The following is a 24,684-nucleotide window of genomic DNA, read 5'->3' on the forward strand; positions in this document are numbered from 1 at the left end:
CGGGCCACGAAGCCCGCCGTTTTCGGTACATTGCCGGCGCGAGCGTCAGGAAATGGCGTGCTCACGCGCATCCAGCAACTCGAACTCCGGCTCCGCCTTATAACCTGCCGAGCGCAACTCCTCGGTGTCGAAGTCGTCGACGCTGATGGTTTCGATGGTCATCTCGCGCAGCGCCTGCAACTGGCCGCGTTCGTCGGCAGTGATCCAGCCCTCGCGTACACCCTCGTCCAGTTGCTCCGGGAAGGTGAGCGCTTCGATGTGGCTGTTCTTCATCGCCTTGAGGAACTTGCGCTCCACCGGTTCTGCCAGCACCACTGCGGCCAGGAAACTGTTGATCCGGCCGGCCGGATTGTGCTCGGTCGGGGTGAGGTAGATGCCTTCGCCCATGCGGTCGCGGGCCTCGTTGGGCACCATCAGGAGGGAGGCGGCGCGACGGCTGAGGCGGTCACCGGGCGGGGTCGCGCGGCGTCCGAGCGGGAAGATCAGCGCCCACAGCAGCCAGCCAACCGGACGCACCGGGAAGTTGCGCAGCGCGTCCGACAGCGCCAGTTCGATCTTGTGCACCGCATTGAGGATCGACCACGCCAGCAGCGGCTGGTCGGCCTCCGGGCGGGCCTGATCCTCGTAGCGCTTGAGCAAGGCACTGGCGATGTACAGCTGGCTGAGCACGTCGCCCAGACGCCCCGACAGCGACTCCTTGAATTTCAGCTTGCCGCCCAACAGCAGCATCGAGGTGTCGGCGCACAGGGCCAGCGCGGCCGAGTAGCGGTTGAGCTTGCGGTAGTAGCGGCGGGTGTACGCGTCCCCGGGCGCCTTGCCGACGGTGGCGCCGGTGAGGCCGAACCACAGCGAGCGAACCGCGTTGGAGATCGCAAAGCCGATGTGGCCGAACAGGTTGCGGTCGAACTCGCGGACCTGCTCCGGACCCTCCGGCATCATCGCGGCCTTCATCTCCTTGAGCACCCACGGGTGGCACAGGATCGCGCCCTGGCCGAAGATCATCAGCGAGCGCGTCATGATGTTGGCGCCCTCGACGGTGATCGCGATTGGCGCTGCCTGCCATGAGCGACCGAGGTAGTTCTTCGGCCCCAAAATGATGCCCTTGCCGCCGTGGATATCCATCGCGTCCTGGGCGATCTGGCGGCCCATCTCGGTGCAGTGGTACTTGGCGATGGTCGATGGCACGGCGGGGTTTTCACCGCGCGCCACCGCCGCAGCGGTGGATTCCGACAGCGCGCTGATCGTGTAGGCGTTGCCGGCGATCCGCGCCAGCGCTTCCTGCACGCCTTCAAAGCGCCCGATCGACAGCCCGAACTGCTTGCGAATCCGTGCGTAGGCACCTGTCACCACGGCGCCCATCTTGCCGCCGCCGCTGGCGGTGGAGGGCAGGGTGATCGAGCGCCCGATCGACAGCACCTCGACCAGCATCTGCCAGCCCTTGCCGGCCTGCGCTTCGCCGCCGATCAATTGGCTCAGGGGGATGAACACTTCGCGTCCGTCCAGCGGGCCGTTCTGGAAAGGGCTGTTGAGCGGGAAGTGCCGCCGGCCCACGTTGACCCCGTCGGTGTCGCGTGGCAGCAGCGCCAGGCTGATGCCGATGTCGCGGGTGTCGCCCAGGATGCCGTCCGGGTCATACATGCGGAAGGCCATGCCGATCAGCGTCGCGACCGGCGCCAGGGTGATGTAGCGCTTGTCGAAGGTCAGCTTGACGCCGACCACGTTGGCGCCGTTCCACTCGCCCATGCAGACGATGCCGAAGTCGGGGATGGAGGTCGCATCCGAACCCGCCCACGGACCGGTCAGGGCAAAACACGGAACCTCCCGGCCGTCCGCGAGGCGCGGCAGGTAGTGGTCCTTCTGCTCCTCGGTGCCGTAATGCATGATCAGCTCGGCCGGTCCCAGCGAGTTGGGCACGCCCACCGTCGAGCTCACCACCGAGGAGATCGAGGCCAGCTTCTGGATGACCTTGTGGTTGGCCAGCGCGGAGAATCCGAGCCCACCGTATTCCTTGGGCACGATCATCCCGAAGAAGCGGTTCTTCTTGATGAACTCCCACATCTCCGGCGGCAGGTCGGCGCGCACGTGGGTGATGTCCCAATCGTTGGTCATCGCACACAGCTCTTCGCACGGCCCGTCCAGGAACGCCTGCTCCTCCGCGGTCAGGACGGGCGCGGGCTGGCCGAGCAGCACGTCCCAGTCCGGGCGACCGGAGAACAGCTCACCTTCGAAACCCACCGTGCCGGCTTCCAGCGCGACGCGCTCGGTCTCGCTCAGCGGCGGCAGGATCCTGGTGTAGAAGCCCAGCAGCGGCTTGGTGATGTAGGGCAGGCGGATCGCCGGGGCCAGCAACGGCACCGCAATCAATGCGGTGATCAGGGCGACCACCGTGACGGCGGCAATGCTGGCGCCCAGCAGTGCGCAGGCCACCAGTGCGGCGGCCGTCAATGCGACCCAGACAGGGAGCCGCAAGCGATGGTAGGCAGCAATCCCGGCCACCAGCAGGAAAACGATGAAGGGAAGGGCGATGCTCATGATGACGCTCCAGCTGCGGTGCGACGGTTGGGTGCAGGTCAGCTTAAAAAACGAACGTTTCGAAGGGCGACGCGTCCATTAACATACGCTCGAGTATGGAGCTCGTTTGGCGCTTGTGTCAACTGCGGCGCGCTGCGGATGCTTCCGGCCCGCATACGGCTCCCGTCGCTGGCGTACGGTTGCTACACTCGCCCCCCTATGGCCACGACCCCAGCAGCTTCCGGAACCAAGCCCGCTCCCGCCCGAGCCGCGCGTCTCAGCGCGACGGGCTGGGCCGAGGCCGCGCTCGACCTCATCGCCGAGCAGGGCGTGTCGGCGGTGGCGGTGGAACCACTTGCCCGCCGCCTCGGCGTCACCAAGGGCAGCTTTTACTGGCATTTCCCTTCGCGTGACGCATTGCTCGTCGCCGCGCTGGAGTTGTGGGAGCGAATGGAAGAGGAGACGGTGTTCGGCCAGCTGGAAGCGGTCGCCGACCCGCGCGAACGGCTACGCGCCCTGTTCTCGATGGTGGCCCGCGAGTACAAGACCCACATCATCTATTCCGAACTGCTCAAGGCGCTGGATCATCCCGCCGTGCAACCCGTTATCGGCCGCGTTTCCGAGCGCCGGCTGGACTACCTTACCGCGTCGTTTCGCCAAGCCGGACTCGGCCGCGACGATGCCCGCAACCGTGCCCGCCTGGCCTATTCGGCGTATGTCGGATTTCTGCAGCTGAACCTGCAGCTTAAGCAGACGCGGATGCAACACGACGAGTTCGACAACTACGTCGAACACATGATGACGACGCTGATCCCACCGACGAACTGATGGTGGAGTCGAACCAACTGTTGGAGACATTGCCCGTGACCGCTTCTTTCACCGACATGTCCGCGCTCGCGGGAAGCTCGCTCGATTCACTCAACCAGTGGGTAGCGCGGGTGGCCGCGCTCACCCAGCCCGACGCGGTCCACTGGTGTGATGGCAGCGATGCCGAGAATGAGGCGCTGACCGCGGCCATGCAGGCCGACGGCACGCTGATCAAGCTCAACGAACAGACCCATCCGGGCAGCTGGCTGCATCGCTCCGACCCCGAGGACGTGGCTCGGGTGGAGCACCTGACTTTCGTGTGCACCAGCGACCGCGACGACGCCGGTCCGAACAACCACTGGATGGCGCCCGCCGACGGCCACGCCAAGATGGATGCGCTGTTCCAGGGCTGCATGCGCGGCCGCACGATGTACGTGATCCCTTACTGCATGGGGCCGATCGACTCGCCGCTGTCGCGTTGCGGGGTGGAGATCACCGACAGTCGCTACGTGGTCGCCAACATGCGCATCATGACCCGCATGGGCGCGCCGGCGCTGGCGCGGATCGAGCGCGAGGGGAACTTCGTCAAGGGCCTGCACTCCACCGGCGAGCTGGACCCGGATCGGCGCTTCATCATGCACTTCCCCGAAGAGCTGGAGATCAAGTCCTACGGCTCGGGCTACGGCGGCAATGCCTTGCTGGGCAAGAAGTGCCACGCGCTGCGCATCGCCAGCCACCAGGCCCGCTCCGAAGGCTGGCTGGCCGAGCACATGCTGATCCTCGGACTGGAGAATCCGCAGGGCGAAACCCACTACATTGCCGCCGCGTTTCCCTCAGCCTGCGGCAAGACCAACCTGGCAATGCTGATACCGCCCGAGGGTTATCTCAAGGACGGCTGGAAGGTCACCACCGTGGGCGATGACATCTGCTGGATGCGCCCCGGCAGTGACGGCCGCCTGTACGCGATCAACCCGGAAGCGGGCTTCTTCGGCGTCGCGCCGGGGACGTCGAAGAAGTCCAATCCCAACGCATTGGCGTCGATCCAGTCCAACACCATTTTCACCAACGTCGGCCTCACCGCCGACAACCAGCCGTGGTGGGAGGGCCTGGACGAAGGCGAGCCGGTCACCGATTGGCGAGGCGAGCCCTACGATGCGGCCAAGCGTCCGGCAGCGCATCCCAACTCGCGCTTCACCGTGTCCGCCCGCCAGTGCCCCAGCTATTCGCAGGAGAGTGAAAACCCGGTCGGCGTGCCGATTTCCGCGATCGTGTTCGGAGGACGCCGGCCCTCTCTGGTGCCGCTGGTATTCGAAGCCCGCGACTGGACGCACGGCGTGCTGATCGGCGCGGCGATGGGCTCGGAGACGACGGCGGCAGCCACCGGAGCGGTGGGCGTCATGCGCCGTGATCCGATGGCGATGAAGCCCTTCTGTGGCTACAACTTCGCCGACTATTTCAGCCACTGGCTGGACTTTGACAATGGTCGCAACCAGCTGCCCAAGGTCTTCCACGTGAACTGGTTCCGTCGCGGCGAGCAGGGCGACTTCCTGTGGCCGGGCTTTGGCGAGAACCTGCGGGTGCTCGAATGGATGATCGGCCGGGTGAACGGCACGGCCGGCGCAGTGGAAACACCGATCGGCAACCTGCCGACCGCGTCCGACCTGAATCTGGAGGGCGTCGAGCTGAGCACGGAGGCGATGGAGAAGCTCTTCGGCTTCGAGCGCGCCGGTTGGCAGCAGGAATTCGCGAGCATCGGCGAGTACCTGGAAGAGTACGGACCGCGCATGCCGCAGGCGTTGAAGGGCGAGCAGCAGCGCATCGCGGCACAGCTGCAGGAGTAGCGCAGACCGGGCTGGGCGCGCGCGGCAGTGCAAGGAAAGGAAACCCCGGCATCGCCGGGGTTTTACTGCCAGGCGATGCGCCATCAATACGCCATGTAAAACGGCCCCGTATCCGGGGCCGCCTGTTACACACCCGTGACCGATGTTCTGATCAGAAGCGCTGCACGTACTCCATGTACAGGTACTGGGAGTCCGGGATGTCGTACTGCGGATCGAACGAGTTGGCGAACGTCTGGAACGAGGTGGGCGCGCGCTTCTTGAAGATGTTGTTCACGCCCAGCTTGACGGTTCCGTCCCACGGCAGCTCGTAGCGCGCCTGGATGTCGTGGTACGTGGTCGCGCCCAGCTTGTTGCGCGCGGCCAGTCCGTCGGCGTCGCGGCGGGTGTCATCCGAGCACACGCCATCCCCGGGGAAGGGGCAGTCCTCGACGAGGTGGGAGAAGTAGCGGCTGATCCAGGTGACGCCCAAGTTGCCGTTGGTCCAGTCAAGGGTGGCGTTTCCACGCAGGCGCCACTGCGGGTCACGGTCGAAGTACCGACCGACCGCGGTCTCGACATCCGAATCCTGGGTGAACTGGGATTCCCACTTGGACATGTATGACGCACTCAGCCCGGCGGAAAACCTCCCATACCCCGTGTCGCTGGTCCGGTACTGCAGGTCGAGATCGTAGCCCTCGGCGTTGATGCGGCTGAGGTTCTGCGGGCCCAGCAGCATGTAGTCGATCTGGAAATCGGACGGGCGGCGGGAGAACAGTGCGCAATACGCCTGGTCGCCGTTGGCGTAGCACTGGTCGAGGATGTAGGCCACGGTCGGCGTGGAGAGCGCGTCCTCGATCTCCACGTTCCACCAGTCCAGCTTGATTTCCAGGCCCTGTACGTAGGACGGGCTGTACACCAGGCCGAGCGTCTTGGAGGTCGATGTTTCCGGACCGGCATCGGGATTGCCGCCGAAGGAGAACGGGAAGATCGTCTGGCCGAAATAGCCATCGCCCGAGTTGGTGCGCTGGATGAAGTTGGCCGGCACTCCGGAGGCAAGGCAGTTGGCGGCGATGGTCGGGGTGCGGCCGCCATAGTCTGCCGAACAGATGTCACCGAAGCTTTCATAGCTGTCGGCCAAGCCGCGGAACAGGGTCTGGATAGGCGGGGCGCGGAAGCCTTCCGCCCAGTTGCCGCGCACCAGCAGATCCTCGAACGGTTTCCACTTGAAGCCAAACTTGCTGTTGGTGGTGTCGCCGAAGTTGCTGTAGTCGGAGTACCGCGATGCCAGGCTGACCTCCAGGAGCCGTGCGCCGGGTACGTCGGCAAGGATCGGGATCAGGACCTCTCCGAAAATCTCGTTCAGATCGTAGGAGCCGGAGGTTGGCTTGCGCCCGTTGCCCGAAGTGTAACCGGCGGCAACGAATGCATCGGGGCGGTCAAAGCCGCTTTCCTTGCGGGACTCTATGCCCAGCGCGAAGCCCATTGTTCCGGCGGGCAGATCAACGATGTCGCCGGCCAGATTGGCGGTAAAGCTCTCGCTCTTGTTCTGGAACGTGTCCTGCGCGGTAAACAGGATGTAGTCCAGCATTTCCTGGGTTACCCCGCCGGCCGGGGAGAGCGGATTGAAAGGTACGCAGCCCGCGATTGCATTGCCGGGGGTTCCGCATTTCACCACCCCATCGGTGTCCAGGAACGACGGGCCCACGCCTGCGCGAACGTTGAGCATGTTGGCATCGCCAATCTGCGTGTCCATCTGGTCCGACTTGTTGAAGGCATAGCCGATATCCCAGTTGAAGTAACGATCGGCGAAGTCGAAGTTGCCCTCAAAGCCCGCGTACACGTGGTACGTCTTCACGTTCTGCTGGTAGACGCGCGGCTGCTCGGTGAGCCGATGGCTCCACTCCACCGTGCGCCCGTCCCCACCGTACGCGGGGTTGTAGGGGTTGAAGTAGCTGTCCGGGCTCATGCCGGCATCGTTTCCGAAAACCCCCTCACCGCCGTTGAGCGGATACCCGGCCAGCTGCTGTTCCGACCGGCGCTCGTTGTAGAGCCCTTCACCGCGGAAGGCGATGTGGTCGGTCAGGTCGAACCGCCCCTTGACGTACATCGCGGTACGGGTCTGCGGCGTCAGCAGGTAGTTGTCCTTGGCGTAGTTGTACGCGTAGGCGCGGCTCCACGGCACGGTCTGGCCGTACGCGTAGCGCTGCTGGCCATCGGGGCCGATGCCGATGGCGCCAGGCGGGATGATCCGGTAGCTGCCGATTCCGTAGGGGTTGTAGTCATCCGCGTCCGGGTCGGTGTCCACGATCGGCGCGTTGTTCCAGATCTTGCCGTTTGAGGAGTAGCCGCTGAAGAAATCCGATGCGTTGGCGCCGAATCCGAACACCGGCACGGCCGACTGTTCGCGATCACCGGCCATGACCGCGCCTTCCTCGACGCGCGACAGGCTCATCACCACGTTGCCGCGCTCGCCGTTCGCCCCCAGCGTCGCCTCGATGGTCTTGCGATCGCCATCGCCCTGGCTGTACTGGCCGATGTGGGTGCGGAATTCGGCGCCCTCGAAGTTGTCGCGGGTGATGATGTTGATGACGCCGGCAATCGCGTCGGAACCATAGATCGATGAGGCGCCGTCCTTCAGCACCTCGATGCGCTCCACGATCGCAGAAGGGATGGTGTTCAGATCGACCGTGCCGTCCAGGGCCGAGACCCAGCGCCGGCCGTCCACGAGCACCAGCGTGCGGGACGCGCCCAGGTTGCGCAGGGAGATGTTGGAGGAACCGTCACCGCCGTTGTTGAACGTGCGGTTGAGCGACGGGCCCGCGGCGGATATGCGGTTGAGGACTTCTGCAACCGAGGTCACACCCTGCTTCTCGATCGCCTGACGGTCCAGTACTAAGACCGGTTGCGAGGTTTCCGCATCCACCGAGCGGATGCGCGAGCCGGTGACTTCAACGCGGTCGAGGGTGGTGGGACTGGAATCGGGCGGTACGTCCTGCGCGAGTGCCGCGCCCGTGCCAGCCAAGCTTGTTGCGCCTGCCACGAGCGCCAATCTGATCGCGTCGCGGAGCTGAGTGGTCATGTAAGTCATGTGCGCCTCTCTCCAGGTTGGACTTGGTGCAATGCCAAGGATCCCGGCCGAAAGCGACGAATGAAAGAGCACGTTCGGCAAGGTAGGGACATCCTAGCCATGCCTTGAGACGATTTAAAGTCTTTTTAACAAAAAAGTATGGATTTCTTTGCAAATGTGTGTGCAAGAAACCGATGGGAGGCCCGTCGTTCCATGGGTGCAGCGTTTTCTCCCCGCGCAAATGCATGCGGCCTGCTTGGCCAGTGGCCGGCAGACGCGTGGGTCAAACGAAGGGGTGCGGGCGCGTGCTGCGCATAACGCCAAGCGGGCGCATCAGGGGATATAAGGCAGGGCGCGGGCCGCGTGAGCTGCGGCAGGCCTGTGGATCGAGTGTTACAGATCCTGCTCGTAACGGACGTAGGGCACGGTGCCCTCGTCAGCGTCCGCGTTTGCCGCGAACGGATTGCTGCCCCGGGTGATTTTCTCGGCGCCGACGGTCAGGCTGCCGCTCCAGGGAGTGCGCCAGGTCAGGCCGATTCCCAGCCCTTCCCAACCGCCGGGTTGGGTGGGGGTATCCACCACGCGGCCAATGATATTGGCATCGAAGTCGCCGTAACCGGCGCCGACGGTCAGGGTGCGGCTGCTCCAGCGATCGGCCAGGGCGGCGGGCGCATCGCCCGCGGGAATCAGGCGTGCCCGCGCCCAGGTACCACCGATGGAGACCGTGGCCTCGCTGCCGATGTTCTGCTTGCCGTAGACCGTGAGCGTGTTCTGGTTGACCTGGTTGGCGGCGTGGCCGGGATTCAACCACGCCGGCAACGTGTCGCGGCTCTTGCCCACCGACACGCCGAAGCGGGTAGACCGGGTACCGATACTCGTCCCGGCGGCCAGTCGTTCGTGGCGCTCGTTATCCATCGCCGCCAGCAGGCAGTGATTGGCCAGGTTGCCGATGGTGCCCGCGAGCCCGCTGCTGCGGTCGCAGACCAGACCCAGCGTATTGCTGCCCTGAAGGCCGAATGCGGCGTCAAGGGTGGTGCTGCCGACACGCCACCGCGCCCCGGAGGAAGGGGTGCCGGTGGGTTCCAGCAGGAGCAGTGCTTCCAGCTTGCCGCTGGTGTTGTTCCAGACCGGCAAAACGGTCGGGTCCGCACGCTTGACCTTCTTCGGAGACTGCGCATGGGCGCCTGTCACCACGCCGCAGGCGAGGAGCAGGGTCAGCGACAGTTGGAAGAGGCGGCTTTTCATGACACAGATTTGACCCGGCTTGCCCGGATGAGTTCCCCCGTACTGGAGCATCGATACTACGGTGTTTATGTTTCTTTAACAATCAACGTGGCGTGAATTCCCGCTTATTGCAAGCGCTCGGGAGCTGGAACCTGTTGTGCCGCGACGTCCAGCAGATCCTGGATGCGTTCGCGGGTGAACTCGTATCGCTCCCCGCAGAACTCGCAGCGGATCTGCGCATCGCCATCCTCCGCCGCGGCCAGTGCCTCCTCGCTCCCCAGCGACACCAGCATCGACTCTACCCTTTCAGCCGAACATGAGCACGCGAACCCGAGTGCGCGGTCGCCCAGGAGCTGCACGCCGTCGTCGTGGAACAGCCGGTTGAGCAGATCCGCGACCGGCGTCTGCAGGAGCTCATCGCGACCGAGCGTGTCAAACAGCGCGCCGGCGCGATTCCAGCCGTCCTCATCGCCTTCGTCCCCGGGCAGCTTCTGCAGCATCAGGCCGGCCACATGCTCGTCATCCCCGGCCAGCAGAAGACGGGTAGGCAATTGCTCGGACTGACGAAAGTAGCCTTCGAACGCCTCGCCCAGGGTATCGGCGGCGTCCAGCGCCACCAGGCCCTGGTAGCGCACCGGGTCGCGGCCACCGACCGAGGGGTTCTCGATGGTGATTGCCAGGACGGTATCGTCGCCGAGGTCGCGCAGATTGCCGGAAACAGCCTTCTCGCCCGCGTCAACGTGCTCCGGATCAAGACGCACGATGCCGCGCAGGGTGCCGGCAGACGTGCACTCGACAAACAAGGTCCGCAACAGGCCGCTGCTGCGCAGTTGCACCGACAGGCGGCCGTCGATCTTGACGTGGCCGGTAAACAGGGACGCCGCCGCCGTCGCCTCGCCCAGCAGTTCCACCGCACCGGGCGCCTGGTTGCCGACATCGGTCATGAGCTGGCGTATGTGCTGCCAGGTATGCCGCAGCTGCACGTGCACGCCGCGCACGCCCGCGCGGTCGATCATGAATCGGGTGAGCCGGTCGTCGGATCCGTCGGATGCGGGTTGTGGGGTGTGTGCTTGTGGCATGAAATGCTCGCGTGGCCGGCGGTTGGTCGATAATGCCGGCGAAGACGGGTTGACCAGTCAAGATGGGGACGCGATGGGCAGGGCGCAAGACGGGCCGGATGAGCATGGCCGACGAGAGCACGGGCCAGAACAGGATGCCCCAAAGCGGCACGATCCAGAGCGGCACGAGCCGCGCATGCAACTGCCCGGCGCCGGGCCGCGCAGACGTCGCTGGTGGCGATGGGTGGTCGCGGTCCCACTGGTGCTGTTGGTGGCCAGCATTGTCCAGGTCGGCACGCTGCGGTTCGTGGACCCACCCACCAGCGCGTTCATGGTCGCCCGGCAGGTTTCGGCATGGACCCGGGGAGAGAGCGACTTCCGCCTCGCCTATCAATGGCGCGACCGCGGGCAGATATCGTCCAACCTCCCGCTGGCGGTGGTGGCCTCCGAGGACCAGCGCTTTGCAGAGCACCACGGTTTTGATCTGGAAGCGATCCGCAAGGCGCGCGAGCGCCATGAAGAAGGTGGCCGCTTGCGCGGCGCCAGCACCATCAGCCAGCAGACCGCGAAGAACCTCTTCCTGTGGAGCGGGCGCAGTTGGGTCCGCAAGGGACTGGAGGTCTGGTACACCGCGCTGGTGGAGTTGATGTGGCCGAAGTCGCGGATCATCGAGGTCTACGTCAACATTGCCGAGTTCGGGGACGGCGTGTACGGCGCGCAGGCCGCGGCGCAACGTTACTTCCGCAAGGATGCGAGCCAGTTGACGGCCGCCGAATCGGCGCGGCTGGCGGCGGTGTTGCCCAGTCCCAAGCGCTACAGCGTGGAAAGACCGGGCCCGTACGTCCAGCGCCGGACGACGCAGATCCAGCGCCAGATGCGCCAGATCGGCGGTCCGTCCTACCTCGAGCAGTTCGAGTAGGGGCCTCGGCAGCCGCCGCATTCGCGGGCGGTCCGCGCGGCACTCATGGGTGCTCGGCTACCATGCCGCGATGAAGCCTGCCGACGCGCCCGACAACCACCTCACCCTCGTGGTGGCCGCGTTCAACGAGGCCGCCAGTCTGCCGCTGCTGCAGCCACGGCTTGCCGCCGCCCTGGACGCGGTGAGCATGGAGCACGGCATCGGTGGCGGCATCCTCTACGTGGATGACGGCAGCAGCGACGCGACCTGGGCCGTGATGCAGGCGCTGGCGGCGCAGGACCCGCGCGTCTCCCTGCTGCGCCTGTCGCGTAACTTCGGCAAGGAGCTCGCCCTGACCGCCGGACTGGACCGGGTGGTGCACGGCGCCGCGTTGATCCTGGACGCCGATGGCCAGGACCCACCCGAACTCGCGTCGCAGTTCGTCGCCCACTGGCTGGCGGGGTTCGACGACGTGCACGGCACCCGGCTGGTGCGCGAGGGCGAGGGCTGGTGGAAGCGCGCCACCGCGCACGCGTTCTACCGGGTGATGGGGCGCCTGTCGAAAACGCCGATTCCCGCCGACACCGGCGACTTCCGCCTGCTGTCGCCACGTGCGCTGGCCGCACTGGCGCAGATGCGCGAACGCCACCGCTTCATGAAGGGTCTGTTCGGCTGGGTGGGCTTCAATCGCGTTGCACTGCCCTACCAGCGGGGTCCGCGTGCGGCCGGGGAGACCAAGTTCAACTTCTGGCGCTTGTGGAACCTGGCCCTCGAAGGCATCACCAGTTTCTCCACCGCGCCGCTGCGGCTGGCGACCTACCTGGGCATGGCGACCGCGCTGCTAGCCTTCGGCTATGGCTGCTGGGTGATCGGCAAGGCGTTGCTGTGGGGTGACGCGGTGCAAGGGTGGCCGACCATGATGGCGGTGATCCTGTTCCTGGGCGGCGTGCAGCTGATCGCGCTGGGGCTGATCGGGGAGTACCTCGGGCGACTGTACGAGGAGTCCAAGCAGCGCCCGCTCTACCTGGTGGATGCCTGGCAGCCGGCGGCGGGGGTATGCTCGGATCGGATACCCGATACACAAGGAGAGCGCCATGCGCAACGTAAGGCATCTGCTGGAAGCCAAGTCCCCTGAGGTCTATTCGATCGCCCCGGATGCACCGATGATCGATGCGATTCGCCTGATGGCGGAGAAGCGGGTGGGAGCGCTGCTGGTTCTCGACAACGGACGGCTGGCCGGGATCATCTCGGAGCGTGACTACGCCCGCAAGATCATCCTGCAGGGCCGCTCTTCCAAGACCACGGCGGTCTCCGAGGTGATGACCACCGACATGCACACCGTCGGTCTGGAAGACACCGCCGAGCACTGCATGGCGCTGGTGACCGACCAGCGCATCCGCCACCTGCCGGTGATGGCCGACGGCAAGGTGATGGGGGTGGTATCCATCGGTGACCTGGTGAAGGCAGTGATCGAGGACCAGCAGCAGGAACTGGTGCAGCTGCAGCGCTACATCGAGAGCTGATCATCGGCGGGGCGGACGCCTACTTGGCGTACTGCCCACCGCAACCCGAATCCTCCCCCGGACCCAGTTCCAGCGTTGCCAGCAGCGCCGCCGGCGGCGAGATGCTGCCCAGTGCCAAGGCAATGGCGCCGCGCAGGCCGACGCTTTTCAGGTCCGGACGCACGGAGGGGTTCTTGAACGTGCCGTCCACCAGCAACGGGGAGCGGAACGCCAGGATGGAGCGGTCCTTGGGCCGTGGACGGATCCGCAGATCGAGCTGTTCGTCCTTGAGGTTGATGGTGCCCTCACCGATCAGGATCGTGTCGGTGGTGTCGAAGGCCAATGCATTGGCCGTCATGACGCCATTGGCGACTTTGAAATCACCGAAGGCGCAGCGGAGGGGGATCAGGCGATCGCCCTTCAGCTTGAACTTGATGATCTCGGCGATGTCGATGCCGGCCATCTCCATCAGGATGTTGCTGATCTGGCCCCGGCCCATGCCCACATCGACCTGTCCGTCGCTGCTGCCGAGCATCGCGGCAATCGAGTTGCCTTGACCGGTCAGGTCGACGTGCCCTGACAGCTTGCCGATAGCGTTCTGCACCAGTTCGACCTGCGGCAGCAATTGCGACAGGTCCAGCCCGCTGGCCTGCATCCTGGCCCGCGTCTGTATGGCGTCTTTGCGCGCGTCCATCCGCACGTTGGATGCAATCTTGCCGCCAGCGACGCCGAAGTCAAAAGGATCGAGCACCAGCAGCCCGGCCTTCAGCGAAAGGTGCGTGTTCATGTGCTCCAGCGGCAGCGAGGGTGCGTTGATGCGGTCGGCCTTCAGGCTGACGTCGGCATCCATCGCGCGCATCTTTTCCAGCTTGTAGGGGGTGTCGGGCAGCACGCGCTGGCGGGCTTTCATCTCCGCGGCTTTCGCTGTCAGCTCCGGGTTGCTGGTTTCTCCGGCACCGGTTTGGGGCGCGCCGCCGACCAACCCGGCCAGGTCGTCGAAGTCGAGCCGCTTGGAATGCAGATCGGCCTTCAGCAGGGGGCGATCACCGCCGGTGGTGAAGGCTGCGCTGCCGGCAAGGTCGCTGTCGCCCACGGTTCCGCTGAACTTGTCGTAGTGCCAGGTGGTGCTGGATCCCTGGATGTCGCGGGTCAGCCGGCCCTCCAGGGTGTAGGGCGGGGTGGGGGGCAAGGCGACCCCGATCAGCGGATAGAGGTCGTCCAGGTTTTTGCCTGCCAGGTTGAGCTGGAGGTCGAAATCACGCATGCGCAGGGGATCCAGCAGCGTCCCGCGCGCGTGGGCCTTGGTCGCGCCGGCCTGGGCGCGCGCGTCGATCTGGTAGGGCGACTCGACATCGCGCAGTTCCAGCGGCGACTCCGCGGTGCCTTCCACGGTGAATTCGTTGCCGCGCCACTGGCCGCCGCCCTTCACCTGGATCGGTGGTGCGTCGCCGATTTCCTTGGCCGCCGCGCTGGTCACGTCCACCTTGATGTCGGTCTTGTCCGCCTCGTCGAGGAACACCAGCTCGCCACGGGAAATCCATACCCGCCGAAACTCGAGATTGCTGTCGCCGCCGCCGCTGTTGCGCAGCTGCCAGTTGCCGCCGCCTTCCGGGTTGGCTTCCAGCGAGACGTGCGGTTGCGCCAGGCGCAAGTGGGGTATGCGCACCTTGCCCCGCAAGAGGCGCAGCAGGTCGATTGACAGCTCCAGCTGCTCGGCGCTGGCCATCTCGGGATCGCGCGCCCACTTGGCGTTGGCGAAGTGCACGTCATTGGCACGGATTGTCGGCGTCCAGCCCAGGTCGACGTCGAGATCGCCCTTGATCCGGAACTCGCGTCCGGTGCGGTTCTCCACCTGGCGCTCGACCGGCCCCTTGAACCAGTTCCAGTCCCACAGCGCGACCAGCACGATCAGGCCAAGCACGACCACCGCAAGTGCGGTCCACCACGGGTGACGTCGGGGCAGCTGCCACCATTCGTCCGAGCCGGGTGCACCTCTTGGGCCCGGCTTTGAATGGGGCGGGGTGGAACGCGGGGAATCGGGCATCGACAAGGTCGGGTAGCGTGGGATGGCCCAACCATCCGCATCCCACGGTAAAACGCCGGTGAAATGGCGTCGCCGCCGGTTCAGGCCCCGATCCGCGGTCGGGGCCCGAGCGCCGATGCGATCAGGTGTGGGCCTGCTCGCGGGTCGCCAGGAACTCCACGTCCGGGGCGCGCTCCTGCGCCAGCTGCAGGTTGACCCGGGTCGGCGCCAGATAGACCAGCTGGTCGGCGGCGTCGAGCGCGAGGTGGCTGGCGTTCTTGTCGCGGAACTCCTCCAGCTTGCGTTCGCTGGCGCAGCGGATCCAGCGCGTGGTGGAGATGCTGACCGGCTCGAAAATCGCATCCACGCCGTACTCGGCCTTCAGCCGGTAGGCGACGACCTCGAACTGCAACACCCCGACCGCGCCCAGGATCAGGTCGTTGCTCATCAGCGGGCGGAAGAACTGGGTCGCGCCTTCCTCGCTGAGCTGGGCCAGCCCCTTCTGCAGCTGCTTGAGCTTGAGCGGGTCGCGCAGGCGCGCGCGCCGGAACAGCTCGGGCGCGAAGTTGGGGATGCCGGTGAAGGTGATCGACTCGCCTTCGCTGAAGCTGTCGCCGATCGACACCGTGCCGTGGTTGTGGATGCCCAGCACGTCGCCCGAATAGGCGGTCTCGGCGATTTCGCGGTCGCTGGCCATGAAGGTCAACGCATTGGCCAGCTTGAGCTCCTTGCCGGTGCGCACGTGGAAGGCCTTCATGCCGGCCGTGAACTTGCCCGAACACACGCGCATGAACGCCACCCGGTCGCGGTGTTGCGGGTCCATGTTGGCCTGGATCTTGAACACGAAGCCGGTGAGCTTCTCCTCGGTCGGATCGACATCGCGGGTCGTGGTTTCGCGCGGCTGCGGCGCGGGCGCGTTGTTGACGAAGAAGTCCAGCAGCAGCTGCACGCCAAAGTTGTTGACCGCCGAGCCGAAGAACACCGGTGTCTGTTCGCCCGACAGGTATTTCTCGATGTCGAACGGATGGCTGGCGCCCTGCACCAGCTCCAGCTCGTCGCGCAGTTCGGCCAGCACGGCGGCGCCGATGCGCTGCTCGAACGCGGGATCATCGATCGACTTGAAGATCGTCGAATCCTGACGGGTGAAGTTGCGCCCCGGCTCGTACAGGTGCACCTCGCCGGTCAGCAGGTGGACGACGCCCTTCAGGCGCTTGCCCATGCCGATCGGCCACGTGACCGGCGCGCACTGGATGTCGAGCACGCTTTCGACCTCATCGAGCAGCTCGATGGGCTCCTTGCCTTCGCGGTCGAGCTTGTTGATGAAGGTCATGATCGGCGTGTTGCGCAGCCGGCAGACCTCCATCAGCTTGATCGTGCGCTCCTCAACGCCCTTCGCGACGTCGATCACCATCAGCGCGGAGTCCACGGCGGTCAGCACGCGGTAGGTGTCCTCGCCGAAGTCGGCGTGGCCCGGGGTGTCGAGCAAATTGACGATGCGCCCGTCGTAGGGGAACTGCATCACCGAGCTGGTCACCGAGATGCCGCGCTCCTGCTCCAGCTTCATCCAGTCCGAGGTGGCGTGGCGGGCGGCCTTGCGGCCTTTCACCGACCCGGCCATCTGGATCGCGCCGCCAAACAGCAACAGCTTTTCGGTCAGCGTGGTCTTGCCGGCGTCGGGGTGCGAGATGATCGCGAACGTGCGGCGGCGCAGCGCCTGCTTGGAGACGTCGGATTTGCCGGAGACGTCGGATCTGGATGCGTCGGACATGGGCTTGGCGCGCACGGGCGCGCCGACAGAGCGGAAAGCCGCCAATTATAGGTGCTCAGCGCGCTGCCCATGCGCGAACCGCAGGAGATGGCCAGAGGCAACCCCTCCAACCGGATCTCAGCATTGTGACCGCGGTCCGGATGGCGCTCTAAAGCCGCCCGGCTTGCAGCCGTTATCTGGCATGGGCGGAGTGACCGCGCGACCTATTGTGGAGAAGGATCAGTGTTGATTGTGATTTCCGGCGGGGATGTCGCCCAGGCGAAGGAACTCGAAACCTCCCTGCGTGAATTTGGATTGGACTGGAAGATTGAATGTGTCCCCGTCACCGACGCGGATCGCATCCAGTCACTGTCTCCCGACGTGTTCGTCGCCGAGGTGCACCCGCACAGCCCCGCCTTGTTGACGCGTTTGCGCACGGACTGCCCGGACACCGTGCGGCTACTGCTGCTGGAGTCCGGCCAATGCGCGGACGCGCTGAGCGCGCTCGACTCGGCCCATCGCGTACTGACCAGACCGCTTGACGCTGGCGAGCTTGTCGACGCGGTGGAGAGCGTGACCGACCTGCGCTCGCTGCTCGACAACGAAGAGCTCAAGCTGACGATCGGTCGGATCGACTCGCTTCCGCCCGCGCCGCGCATGTACATCGAACTGGTGCGCCTGATGCGCAACCCCGACGTCAGCATGGCCGAGATCGCCTACGTGCTCTCCCAGGATCCGGCACTTGCCGCCAAGGTGCTGCGGCTTTGCAACTCGGCGATGTTCTCGGCCGGCCGGGAAATCACCGACATCCGCTCGGCCGTCACGCGCCTGGGGCTGGGCACGCTGCGGCAACTGGTGTTGGCCAGCGAAACCTTCGGGCAGGCCGCGGGAGAGACCGGGATCGATCGGGAAAGCATGCAGACGCGCGCGCTGGCGATCTCCCGTCTGGCGGGCAAACTGCTTGCGGGACCCAGTGCGGACCTGGCCGTCACTGCCGGACTGCTCGCGGAAGTCGGGCTTCTGCTTCCCGGGATCGTCGACCACCTGGCCACAGACACCGATGAGACGTCCCCGGAAATCGCGCCGGGCAGTCCGGGGTATGCCGAGGCGGGCGCCTACCTGTTGGGCCTTTGGGGCCTGCCGACACCGATCGTCGAGGCGGTCGCCCATCAGTTCCGTCCGCGGCGCATGCGCTCCACCGGCTTCTGGGTGACCGGCGCGGTCCATGTCGCTTCGGCGCTGGTCAAGGGCATCCCAGTTGATGAGAGCTACCTGCATTCGGTAGGGATGCTGGACAAGCTCCCACAATGGCGCGCGATGGCCGAGCAGATGGATCAGGGGCTGAAAGCGGCTTGAGGCGGGGTAGTGTGGCCGAGGCAGCAGGTATTGACAGCTCTGAAGCATCGTGGTAACTGGAAAATTCCCATCGGAAGGGTAAACAGCGTGCACGGACGACGTAGGTTCTTGTTCGCCGAAAGAAAAGGAACTTCTTATGTTCGCAAATGGTTATGCGATGCGGCGGCTTGTTCTCGTTTTTCTTTGTCCATTCGTCCTGGGTTATGCCCACTCCGCTGTTGTGGCCCGAGCCCGAGTTCCGCCGACATACAATGGAACCTTTGTCGCATGCAATGCTCCGACTCGATTGGTGTACGGACGCGGGAGCTCGTTTAGTAACAATGAGGGATGTTGTTACTGGAGAGGTTGTCGCAACGTCTCCAGCCGGCATAGGTGATGTCGATGATGTAGTCATGTTCTCGAAAAAACGTGGCATCCTCGCCGCCGGCGGAAAGGCATATCTGTGGAGGGGAGGGGCCCCGGAGATGGTTCGGCTCGAGCCGGCTATCGGTTGGATCAATGAGATTATCGAGCCCGGTGGAAGCGGGATATATGCGGTGCGGGGGCGCGCCGGATGGGGAGTAGTTGACCCGAGGACTGCAGACTGGAAGCTCGTGGTTCCAGGCCTGGCGCAAAACCTGATGGTTGACTCCAGCTATTTGACTCACTTAAGCCTGGCCGGTGGAAAACCCGCATTGAGCGTTTACGATTTTTCAGGCGTCCATCCAAGGTTGGTACGTCGGATCGCGAGTAGTTCCGCTCGCCATGGGGAGGTCGCCTGTACAAGCGCGTTTGGAATGATGATCAGCAGAGATGGCAAATTTAGCTGGCAGAAGGCCTTGCCCATAGCGGTTCCGTAGAAGCCGAGTTTATGAGTATCAAGGAACGTACCATGACCGGAAATCATAGAAGTAGATTTTGCGTAGCTGTATCCGTAGCTGGAGTGCTTGTATGTCAAGCCACTGCCGGTGTCGTGGGGCACGCTGGATTGCCACGCTCCGCCAGCGGCGTGGCGATGAGTTGCGATCATCCGTTCAAAACGATCGCGGTTGTCCGCGCCAAGAGTGCTACAACCGTCTTTCAGTCCACACCCAAGGGGATCGCTTGGCAGGTGAAACTCCCGCCAATGCAGAGCGATTTCGACCAGTACTGGATGGCCCCGGACGGCGATGGGGCGGTCGTGGCGGTCTCGATGAGCGATGGCGGCAAGGCCTACCTCGTTTCACCCAGTCACAAGCCCGTTGAAGTAGCGGGAGTGTTGAGCGCGGTTGATTTTCAGCCTGGGCTGGTACTCGTTGCCACGGAGGGAGATGCCCCGGGCATTCGCATCCGGGTTTTCAACCGAACAGACGGGGCGGTTGTCGGGGACAGCGTTGTCAAGGATGTTCCGGGCGACGGTTTCGGGCGCTTCCTGTTTCGGCTGACAGGTGACGGGAGGGCGTACTACTACCTGGGTTTGAATGAGACGGGCGGTGAGGTGCCGGTAGTCCGCAACGTTGCGGACGGGACACGCTACCCACTGGGCTTCGTTGTGCCCGGTCAGGTCGAGGACATGGTGCTGCAGTCCCTCGACAGCGGAGTGCTGGCCGTGTCAGGGAATGCGTACGTCGTGAAAAACAACCGGGTGTCTAAAGTGCTAGTCAACAGCGCCGTCGGTTGGATAGACCAGGTAATGGAGCCCAACGGTAGCGCCATCCATGCGGTGAAGGGACAGCGGGGATGGGGTGTGGTGAATCCGGAGACCGGGGTCTGGCTGATGTCGGCGCCGGGTGGCGGTCACTTGTACGTCGGGGAAGCTGGCGTGGCGATGATCGACAATTCCAGTCGATCGGCTGGAATGACGAGCTACCAGTTTTCCGGTATGAAGCCCGCGAAAACGTGGCCTCATCGCCAGATATCCGGTGCTGCGCCCGAAATTGCCTGCGTGAACGTGTTCGGCGCCATGACGTACGAGAAGGGCAAATTCATTTGGAACCGGTCCTTCTGAACTGATAGGCCTGCCTCAGACGGAAAAATGCCCGCAAATCTGCGGGCATTTTCTTTGCATTTCAGGCATTGGTTCTTCAGGTGGACAGCAACCTTCAGCCCGCCAGCAACACCCGGTTCATCCGCTGCACGAACGCGGCCGGATCGGGCAACGGCGCGCCAGCGGAAATCTCGGCCTGCTCCAGCAAAAGGGTCGCCAGATCGGCGGCCTTGGCATCATCGCTTTCGGCCTCGACGCGCTTGAGCAGCTCGTGCTGCGGGTTGATCTCCAGGGTCGGCTTGCTCTCGGGCATCTGCTGGCCGGCTTCGCGCAGCATGCGGGCGAAGTGCGGGGCCATGTCGAAATCGGCCAGCGCCAGGCAGGACGGCGAGTCGGTCAGTCGCGCCGATACCCGGACATCGCTGACCCGATCACCGAGCAGGGTTTTCAGCCGGGCGACCAGCGGTTCAGCGGACTTGGCCGCCTCTTCCTGTTTCGCCTTGTCCGCCTCGTCCAGCGGCAGCTCGCCCTTGGCGACGTTCTGCAGCTTCCTGTCGTCGTACTCGGTCAGCGAGCCGAGCATCCACTCGTCGATGCGGTCGGACATCAGCAGCACTTCGATGTCCTTGGCTTTGAACGCTTCCAGTTGCGGGCTGCCGAACGCGGCGGCGTGGCTCTCCGCGGTGATGTACCAGATGGTGTCCTGGCCGGTCGCCATGCGACCGATGTAGTCGTCCAGCGACACGACCTGCTTGCCGGCCTCGCCCTTGGTGGACGCAAAACGCAGGAGCTTGGCGATGCGCTCGCGGTTGGCGTGGTCCTCGCCGATGCCTTCCTTGAGCGTGTTGCCAAAGGCCTTGTAGAAGGTGGCGAATTTCTCAGGCTCGTCGCGGGCCAGCGTCTCGATCAGGTCGAGCACGCGCTTCACGCAGGCCGACTTGATCCGGTCCAGCTGGCGGTTCTGCTGCAGCAGCTCGCGGCTGACGTTGAGCGGCAGGTCGTCGGCGTCGATCACGCCGCGCACGAAGCGCAGGTAGTTGGGCAGCAGCTCCTCGGCGGCGTCCATGACGAACACGCGCTTGATGTACAGCTTCAGGCCCTTGCGCTCGTCGCGTCCGCCCATCATCAGGTCGAACGGCGGCTGCGAGGGCAGGTAGAGCAGGGTGGTGAAGCTCTGGCTGCCCTCCACGCGGTTGTGGGTCCAGGCCAGCGCATCGTTGAAGTCGTGGCCGAGCGACTTGTAGAAGCTCTGGTAGTCCTCGTCGCTGATGTCGCTGCGGGGCTTGGTCCACAGCGCCGAGGCGGCATTGATGGTCTCCCACTGCGGCGCGGCGCTGTCGTCCTTGCTCGGCTCTCCGGATTCGTCATCCGCCGCCTCGTTGCCGGGCTTCTGCATGCGGATCGGGAAGGCGACGTGGTCCGAATAGCGGCTGATCAGCGAGCGCAGCTTCCAGTCGGCAAGGAATTCGTCCTCATCGGCTTTCAGGTGCAGCGTTACCGTGGTGCCGCGCTCGGGCAGCTCGACGGTGTCCAGGGTGTACTCGCCCTTGCCATCGCTTTCCCACTTCACGCCCTCGTTGGCGGGCGCGTCGGCGCGGCGGCTGAGGACGGTCACCTTGTCGGCGACCACGTAGGCGGAATAGAAGCCCACGCCGAACTGGCCGATCAGGCGCGCATCGGCCTTCTGCTCGTTGCCCATGGCCTCCAGGAACCGGCGCGTGCCGGAGCTGGCGATGGTGCCGATGTTGGCGACCACCTCGTCGCGGCTCATGCCGATGCCGTTGTCGGCGATGCTGATCGTGCGCGCGTCCTTGTCCCAGCTGATGTCGATGTGCAGCTCGCCCTCGCCGGCATTCAGCGCGGGATTGGCGATCGCCTCGAAGCGCAGCTTGTCGCAGGCGTCGGAGGCGTTGGAGATCAGCTCGCGCAGGAAGATCTCCTTGTGCGAGTAGAGCGAGTGCGTGACCAGGTGCAGGACCTGGGCGACCTCGGCTTCGAATTTGCGTGTTTCTGTCGTTGTGCTCATGCGTGGCTGTCCCTTGGCGCAAAACGGTTGACTGCCCTTCAGCTGGGGCGTCCGGGTGGCGAAATCAAGTCTGATGCGGGCCGGGACGCCAATAGCAGCGCGCTCATCCCTCGCAAGCTCGCGCGTCTGCGGCGTGCGCGATGGCGAGTTCAGTCCGCGCTGGTCCCGAAGATCTTGTCACCGGCATCGCCGAGGCCCGGCAGGATGTAGCCTCGCTCGTTGAGACGGTCGTCGATCGACGCGGTGTAGATCTCCAGGTCCGGGTGCGCGGCTTCGGCTGCCCGCAGGCCCTCCGGCGCGGCGACGAGGAACAATCCCTTGATTCGAGTCGCCCCGGCGGCCTTGAGCATGTCGACCGTCGCGATCAATGTGCCGCCGGTGGCCAGCATGGGGTCCAGAATCAAGGCGGTGCGGTCGTGCATGTTGCCGACCAGCTTCTCGTAGTAGGCCACAGCGCCGAGCGTCTCTTCGTCGCGCGCCATGCCGACCACGCTCACCTTGGCGGCGGGGATCAATTCCAGCACGCCCGGCAGCATGCCGATGCCGGCGCGCAGGATCGGCACCAGGGTGATCTTGCGACCCTTGATCCGCCGAACCGTAAGCGATGTTCCGGCCCAGCCCTGGATCTCGACCGCCTCGGTCTCCAGGTCTGCCGTCGCCTCGTAGGTCAGCAGCGTCGCCACTTCGGACGACAGCTCGCGGAAGGATTTGGTGCTGTTGTCGGCGCGGCGCATCAGCCCGAGCTTGTGCTGCACCAGCGGATGGCGGACTTCGACAATCTTCATAGGCGGACCGGTCTCGGAATTGGGGCAAGTGTGGCCCAAACTACGGCGGGCGATCCATGGCGCGCCGCCTGGCGCCCATAAAAAAACACCCGGGAGCGCCGGGTGTTTGATCGTTTCCAAAGCGACCCTGGTCGGGCGCTTGAGAAACGCGCGCTACCTGACCTTTTTGTAGACGGTCATTCCCAGCAGGAACAGCACGACCGCGATCACGATCGCCGCGATGAACAGGAACTTGGCGATGCCCATTGCGGCACCGGCCATTCCGCCGAAGCCGAGCACGCCTGCGATGAGGCCGATGACGGCAAAAATGATGGCCCATTTGATCATTAGCTTGGTCTCCTGTCGTTGAGCGAATCCGGTGGTCAGGCCGAAGTGGCCGGCACCGCCGCGTCTGGAACCCACGCTACCGATGCAGATGTGCGATGCGGGTGAACAGGCGCTCGCCCGCGTCCTGCCCGGCGTCGCACAAGGCGCGCTTGGCGGCCGTTGGAAGGCGCTTGATGGCGTACTCCGCGCGGCTAGCGCTGCCGCGGTCGGGACAGGCAAACTGGGCAAGCAGCCGGATGGGCGGGTTGGCGCGCGTGTACCGGGCACCCTTGCCGGCAAGGTGCTGGCCGAACCGGCGCGGGATATCCGTGGTGATCCCGGTGTAAACCGCGCCGTTGCGGCACTCCAGCAGGTAGACGAACCAGGCCATCGCGGCAGTCTATCCGTCGCGGTGGCAGAACAGGTTCATCCGCCGTTGCAGTCATGGCACCCGCGCGCCCCTAGACTGATCGTTCATAAGCCCTGCGGTCCCACACATGCCCTCGCCCCGGCGAATTTCCGCGATCCTCCTTGCGCTGCTGCTTTCGGCCTGCCATCAACCGCCGGCCGCGGATGTTGGCGTCGGCGAAGTGATCCAGACGCGGGGTGACTCGCGCGGCGGCGCCGTGTCGGACGCGGAGGTGGTCGCCGCCGATCCCTACGCCGCGGCCACTGATCGGTCCGCGATCGACTGGCGACCGCTCGCCCTGGAAGCCGGCCAAGCGTGGCTCAGCTGCGATCACGACTACGCCAACGGCGAGGGCACCGCGCTGCGATCGCCCGACTACACGCAGATCCGCGCCGCGCTGGAACCCTGCGGCGCGGGCGGGCTGCTGCGCCTTCGCTACCAGGGCAAGATCTCGGACGAGTTCACCGCGCTCATCGAGCGCACGGTGGAGGTCGCCGACACGCTGGGCATCCACAAGCGGATTCTCGACATCGACTCCACCGGCGGCCAGATCGAGGAGGCGATCCGCTCGGGCGACATGATCGGCGCGTCCCGGTGGACGATCTGGGTGCGCGAAGGCGCGGTTTGCCACAGTTCGTGTGTGCTCGTCCTTGCGGCAGGCGACATGCGCATGATCGCCGGCAAGGTCGGCATCCACCGCATGATCCGGATCAGCTCGAAGGCCACCTCGCGCGCCGAGCTGCAGGAGGAACTGCAGGCCGTCCACGCCGACGTGCGCGAGTACCTGCAGCGCAACGGCGTGGCGTTCGCCATCGCCGACCTGATGATGACCGTGCCCAACCGCAGCCTGAGACTGCTGACCGCGCAAGAGATGGACCTGTACGGGCTGGAAGGCCGCAACGCGGCGGAGGACGACCTTCAGCGCATCGAGCTGACCCGCCGGTGCGGCGCGGATTTCGTCCAGCGCAAGGACGCCTTTTTCCGCGCCTTCGACCGCGAATGCCAGGCGGCCGGGGATCAGGTGGGGAGCATGGGCGAGTGCGGCTTGAAGCTGCGCGAGCGCTTCGGCTTTCCTGACGCCCAGTGTCCCGTGCAGAGCCCGCTGTCGGAGTTTGATTCGGCGGTCACCGTGCCGCTGGAGCGGCGCAGCGATACCTCCCACAGCTGACGCCGCGACGGCCGGCCGGGCCCGAATTGCCC

The 24,684-nt window shown here is 65.1% G+C and carries 18 protein-coding genes; 8 read left to right on the forward strand and 10 right to left on the reverse strand.

Annotation, left to right across the window (positions count from 1 at the left end):
• Nucleotides 1-45: 45 nt before the first annotated feature.
• Nucleotides 46-2,532 carry an acyl-CoA dehydrogenase gene (locus INQ41_RS03760; protein WP_193986344.1) on the reverse strand — a complete coding sequence of 829 codons (2,487 nt, stop codon included), beginning with the start codon at nucleotides 2,530-2,532 and terminating at the stop codon, nucleotides 46-48.
• Nucleotides 2,533-2,730: 198 nt separating this feature from the next.
• On the opposite strand from INQ41_RS03760, the gene INQ41_RS03765 reads away from it, so the two are divergent.
• Both INQ41_RS03765 and INQ41_RS03770 read left to right on the forward strand, forming a co-directional pair.
• On the forward strand, nucleotides 2,731-3,339 hold the full coding sequence (locus tag INQ41_RS03765; RefSeq protein ID WP_193986345.1) for a TetR/AcrR family transcriptional regulator: 609 nt from the start codon (nucleotides 2,731-2,733) through the stop codon (nucleotides 3,337-3,339).
• Nucleotides 3,340-3,395: 56 nt separating this feature from the next.
• Nucleotides 3,396-5,159, forward strand: coding sequence for a phosphoenolpyruvate carboxykinase (GTP) (locus tag INQ41_RS03770; protein ID WP_193987200.1), 1,764 nt, complete (start codon nucleotides 3,396-3,398; stop codon nucleotides 5,157-5,159).
• Nucleotides 5,160-5,310: 151 nt separating this feature from the next.
• Here the strand turns inward: INQ41_RS03770 and INQ41_RS03775 are convergent, their stop codons facing one another.
• The 3 genes from INQ41_RS03775 to hslO form a co-directional block, all read right to left on the reverse strand.
• A complete protein-coding gene (locus INQ41_RS03775; protein ID WP_193987201.1) occupies nucleotides 5,311-8,193 on the reverse strand; it encodes a TonB-dependent receptor plug domain-containing protein in 2,883 nt (960 codons plus the stop codon).
• A gap of 405 nt (nucleotides 8,194-8,598) precedes the next feature.
• On the reverse strand, nucleotides 8,599-9,450 hold the full coding sequence (locus INQ41_RS03780) for an XOO1806 family protein (RefSeq protein WP_193986347.1): 852 nt from the start codon (nucleotides 9,448-9,450) through the stop codon (nucleotides 8,599-8,601).
• A gap of 104 nt (nucleotides 9,451-9,554) precedes the next feature.
• Nucleotides 9,555-10,508, reverse strand: a complete 954-nt coding sequence (hslO, locus tag INQ41_RS03785; RefSeq protein WP_193986349.1) for an Hsp33 family molecular chaperone HslO — start codon at nucleotides 10,506-10,508, stop codon at nucleotides 9,555-9,557.
• Nucleotides 10,509-10,683: 175 nt separating this feature from the next.
• On the opposite strand from hslO, the gene mtgA reads away from it, so the two are divergent.
• The 3 genes from mtgA to INQ41_RS03800 all read left to right on the forward strand — a co-directional run bounded on the left by mtgA (nucleotide 10,684) and on the right by INQ41_RS03800 (nucleotide 12,908).
• Nucleotides 10,684-11,406, forward strand: coding sequence for a monofunctional biosynthetic peptidoglycan transglycosylase (mtgA, locus tag INQ41_RS03790; protein WP_193986351.1), 723 nt, complete (start codon nucleotides 10,684-10,686; stop codon nucleotides 11,404-11,406).
• Between the two features lie 70 nt (nucleotides 11,407-11,476).
• The gene (locus tag INQ41_RS03795) at nucleotides 11,477-12,520 is read left to right on the forward strand and encodes a glycosyltransferase family 2 protein (RefSeq protein WP_193986353.1); all 1,044 of its coding nucleotides are present in this window, start codon (nucleotides 11,477-11,479) and stop codon (nucleotides 12,518-12,520) included.
• Nucleotides 12,480-12,908, forward strand: a complete 429-nt coding sequence (locus INQ41_RS03800) for a CBS domain-containing protein (protein ID WP_193986355.1) — start codon at nucleotides 12,480-12,482, stop codon at nucleotides 12,906-12,908. Before INQ41_RS03795 ends, INQ41_RS03800 begins: the two co-directional genes overlap by 41 nt.
• 19 nt (nucleotides 12,909-12,927) lie before the next feature.
• On the opposite strand, the gene INQ41_RS03805 is transcribed toward INQ41_RS03800, so the two are convergent.
• Both INQ41_RS03805 and INQ41_RS03810 read right to left on the reverse strand, forming a co-directional pair.
• On the reverse strand, nucleotides 12,928-14,931 hold the full coding sequence (locus INQ41_RS03805; RefSeq protein WP_193986356.1) for an AsmA family protein: 2,004 nt from the start codon (nucleotides 14,929-14,931) through the stop codon (nucleotides 12,928-12,930).
• A 121-nt stretch (nucleotides 14,932-15,052) separates the two neighbouring features.
• Nucleotides 15,053-16,678 carry a peptide chain release factor 3 gene (locus INQ41_RS03810; RefSeq protein WP_193986358.1) on the reverse strand — a complete coding sequence of 542 codons (1,626 nt, stop codon included), beginning with the start codon at nucleotides 16,676-16,678 and terminating at the stop codon, nucleotides 15,053-15,055.
• Nucleotides 16,679-16,909: 231 nt separating this feature from the next.
• Between INQ41_RS03810 and INQ41_RS03815 the strand changes: the two genes are divergently transcribed.
• On the forward strand, nucleotides 16,910-18,013 hold the full coding sequence (locus INQ41_RS03815; RefSeq protein WP_228076770.1) for an HDOD domain-containing protein: 1,104 nt from the start codon (nucleotides 16,910-16,912) through the stop codon (nucleotides 18,011-18,013).
• 994 nt (nucleotides 18,014-19,007) lie between these two features.
• On the forward strand, nucleotides 19,008-19,979 hold the full coding sequence (locus tag INQ41_RS03820; protein ID WP_193986362.1) for a hypothetical protein: 972 nt from the start codon (nucleotides 19,008-19,010) through the stop codon (nucleotides 19,977-19,979).
• Between the two features lie 94 nt (nucleotides 19,980-20,073).
• On the opposite strand, the gene htpG is transcribed toward INQ41_RS03820, so the two are convergent.
• The 4 genes from htpG to INQ41_RS03840 form a co-directional block, all read right to left on the reverse strand.
• Nucleotides 20,074-21,984 (reverse strand): molecular chaperone HtpG, encoded by a 1,911-nt coding sequence (gene htpG, locus INQ41_RS03825; protein WP_193986364.1) that lies wholly within the window; start codon nucleotides 21,982-21,984, stop codon nucleotides 20,074-20,076.
• A 149-nt stretch (nucleotides 21,985-22,133) separates the two neighbouring features.
• Nucleotides 22,134-22,769, reverse strand: coding sequence for a uracil phosphoribosyltransferase (gene upp / locus INQ41_RS03830; protein ID WP_193986366.1), 636 nt, complete (start codon nucleotides 22,767-22,769; stop codon nucleotides 22,134-22,136).
• A gap of 153 nt (nucleotides 22,770-22,922) precedes the next feature.
• Complete coding sequence (locus tag INQ41_RS03835; protein WP_043957803.1) at nucleotides 22,923-23,096, reverse strand: DUF1328 domain-containing protein; 174 nt, start codon at nucleotides 23,094-23,096, stop codon at nucleotides 22,923-22,925.
• 76 nt (nucleotides 23,097-23,172) lie between these two features.
• Nucleotides 23,173-23,466 (reverse strand): GIY-YIG nuclease family protein, encoded by a 294-nt coding sequence (locus INQ41_RS03840; protein WP_193986368.1) that lies wholly within the window; start codon nucleotides 23,464-23,466, stop codon nucleotides 23,173-23,175.
• A gap of 106 nt (nucleotides 23,467-23,572) precedes the next feature.
• On the opposite strand from INQ41_RS03840, the gene INQ41_RS03845 reads away from it, so the two are divergent.
• Nucleotides 23,573-24,652, forward strand: coding sequence for a COG3904 family protein (locus INQ41_RS03845; protein WP_193986370.1), 1,080 nt, complete (start codon nucleotides 23,573-23,575; stop codon nucleotides 24,650-24,652).
• The last annotated feature ends 32 nt before the right edge of the window (nucleotides 24,653-24,684 follow it).

Source organism: Lysobacter ciconiae (assembly GCF_015209725.1).
Classification (GTDB): domain Bacteria; phylum Pseudomonadota; class Gammaproteobacteria; order Xanthomonadales; family Xanthomonadaceae; genus Novilysobacter; species Novilysobacter ciconiae.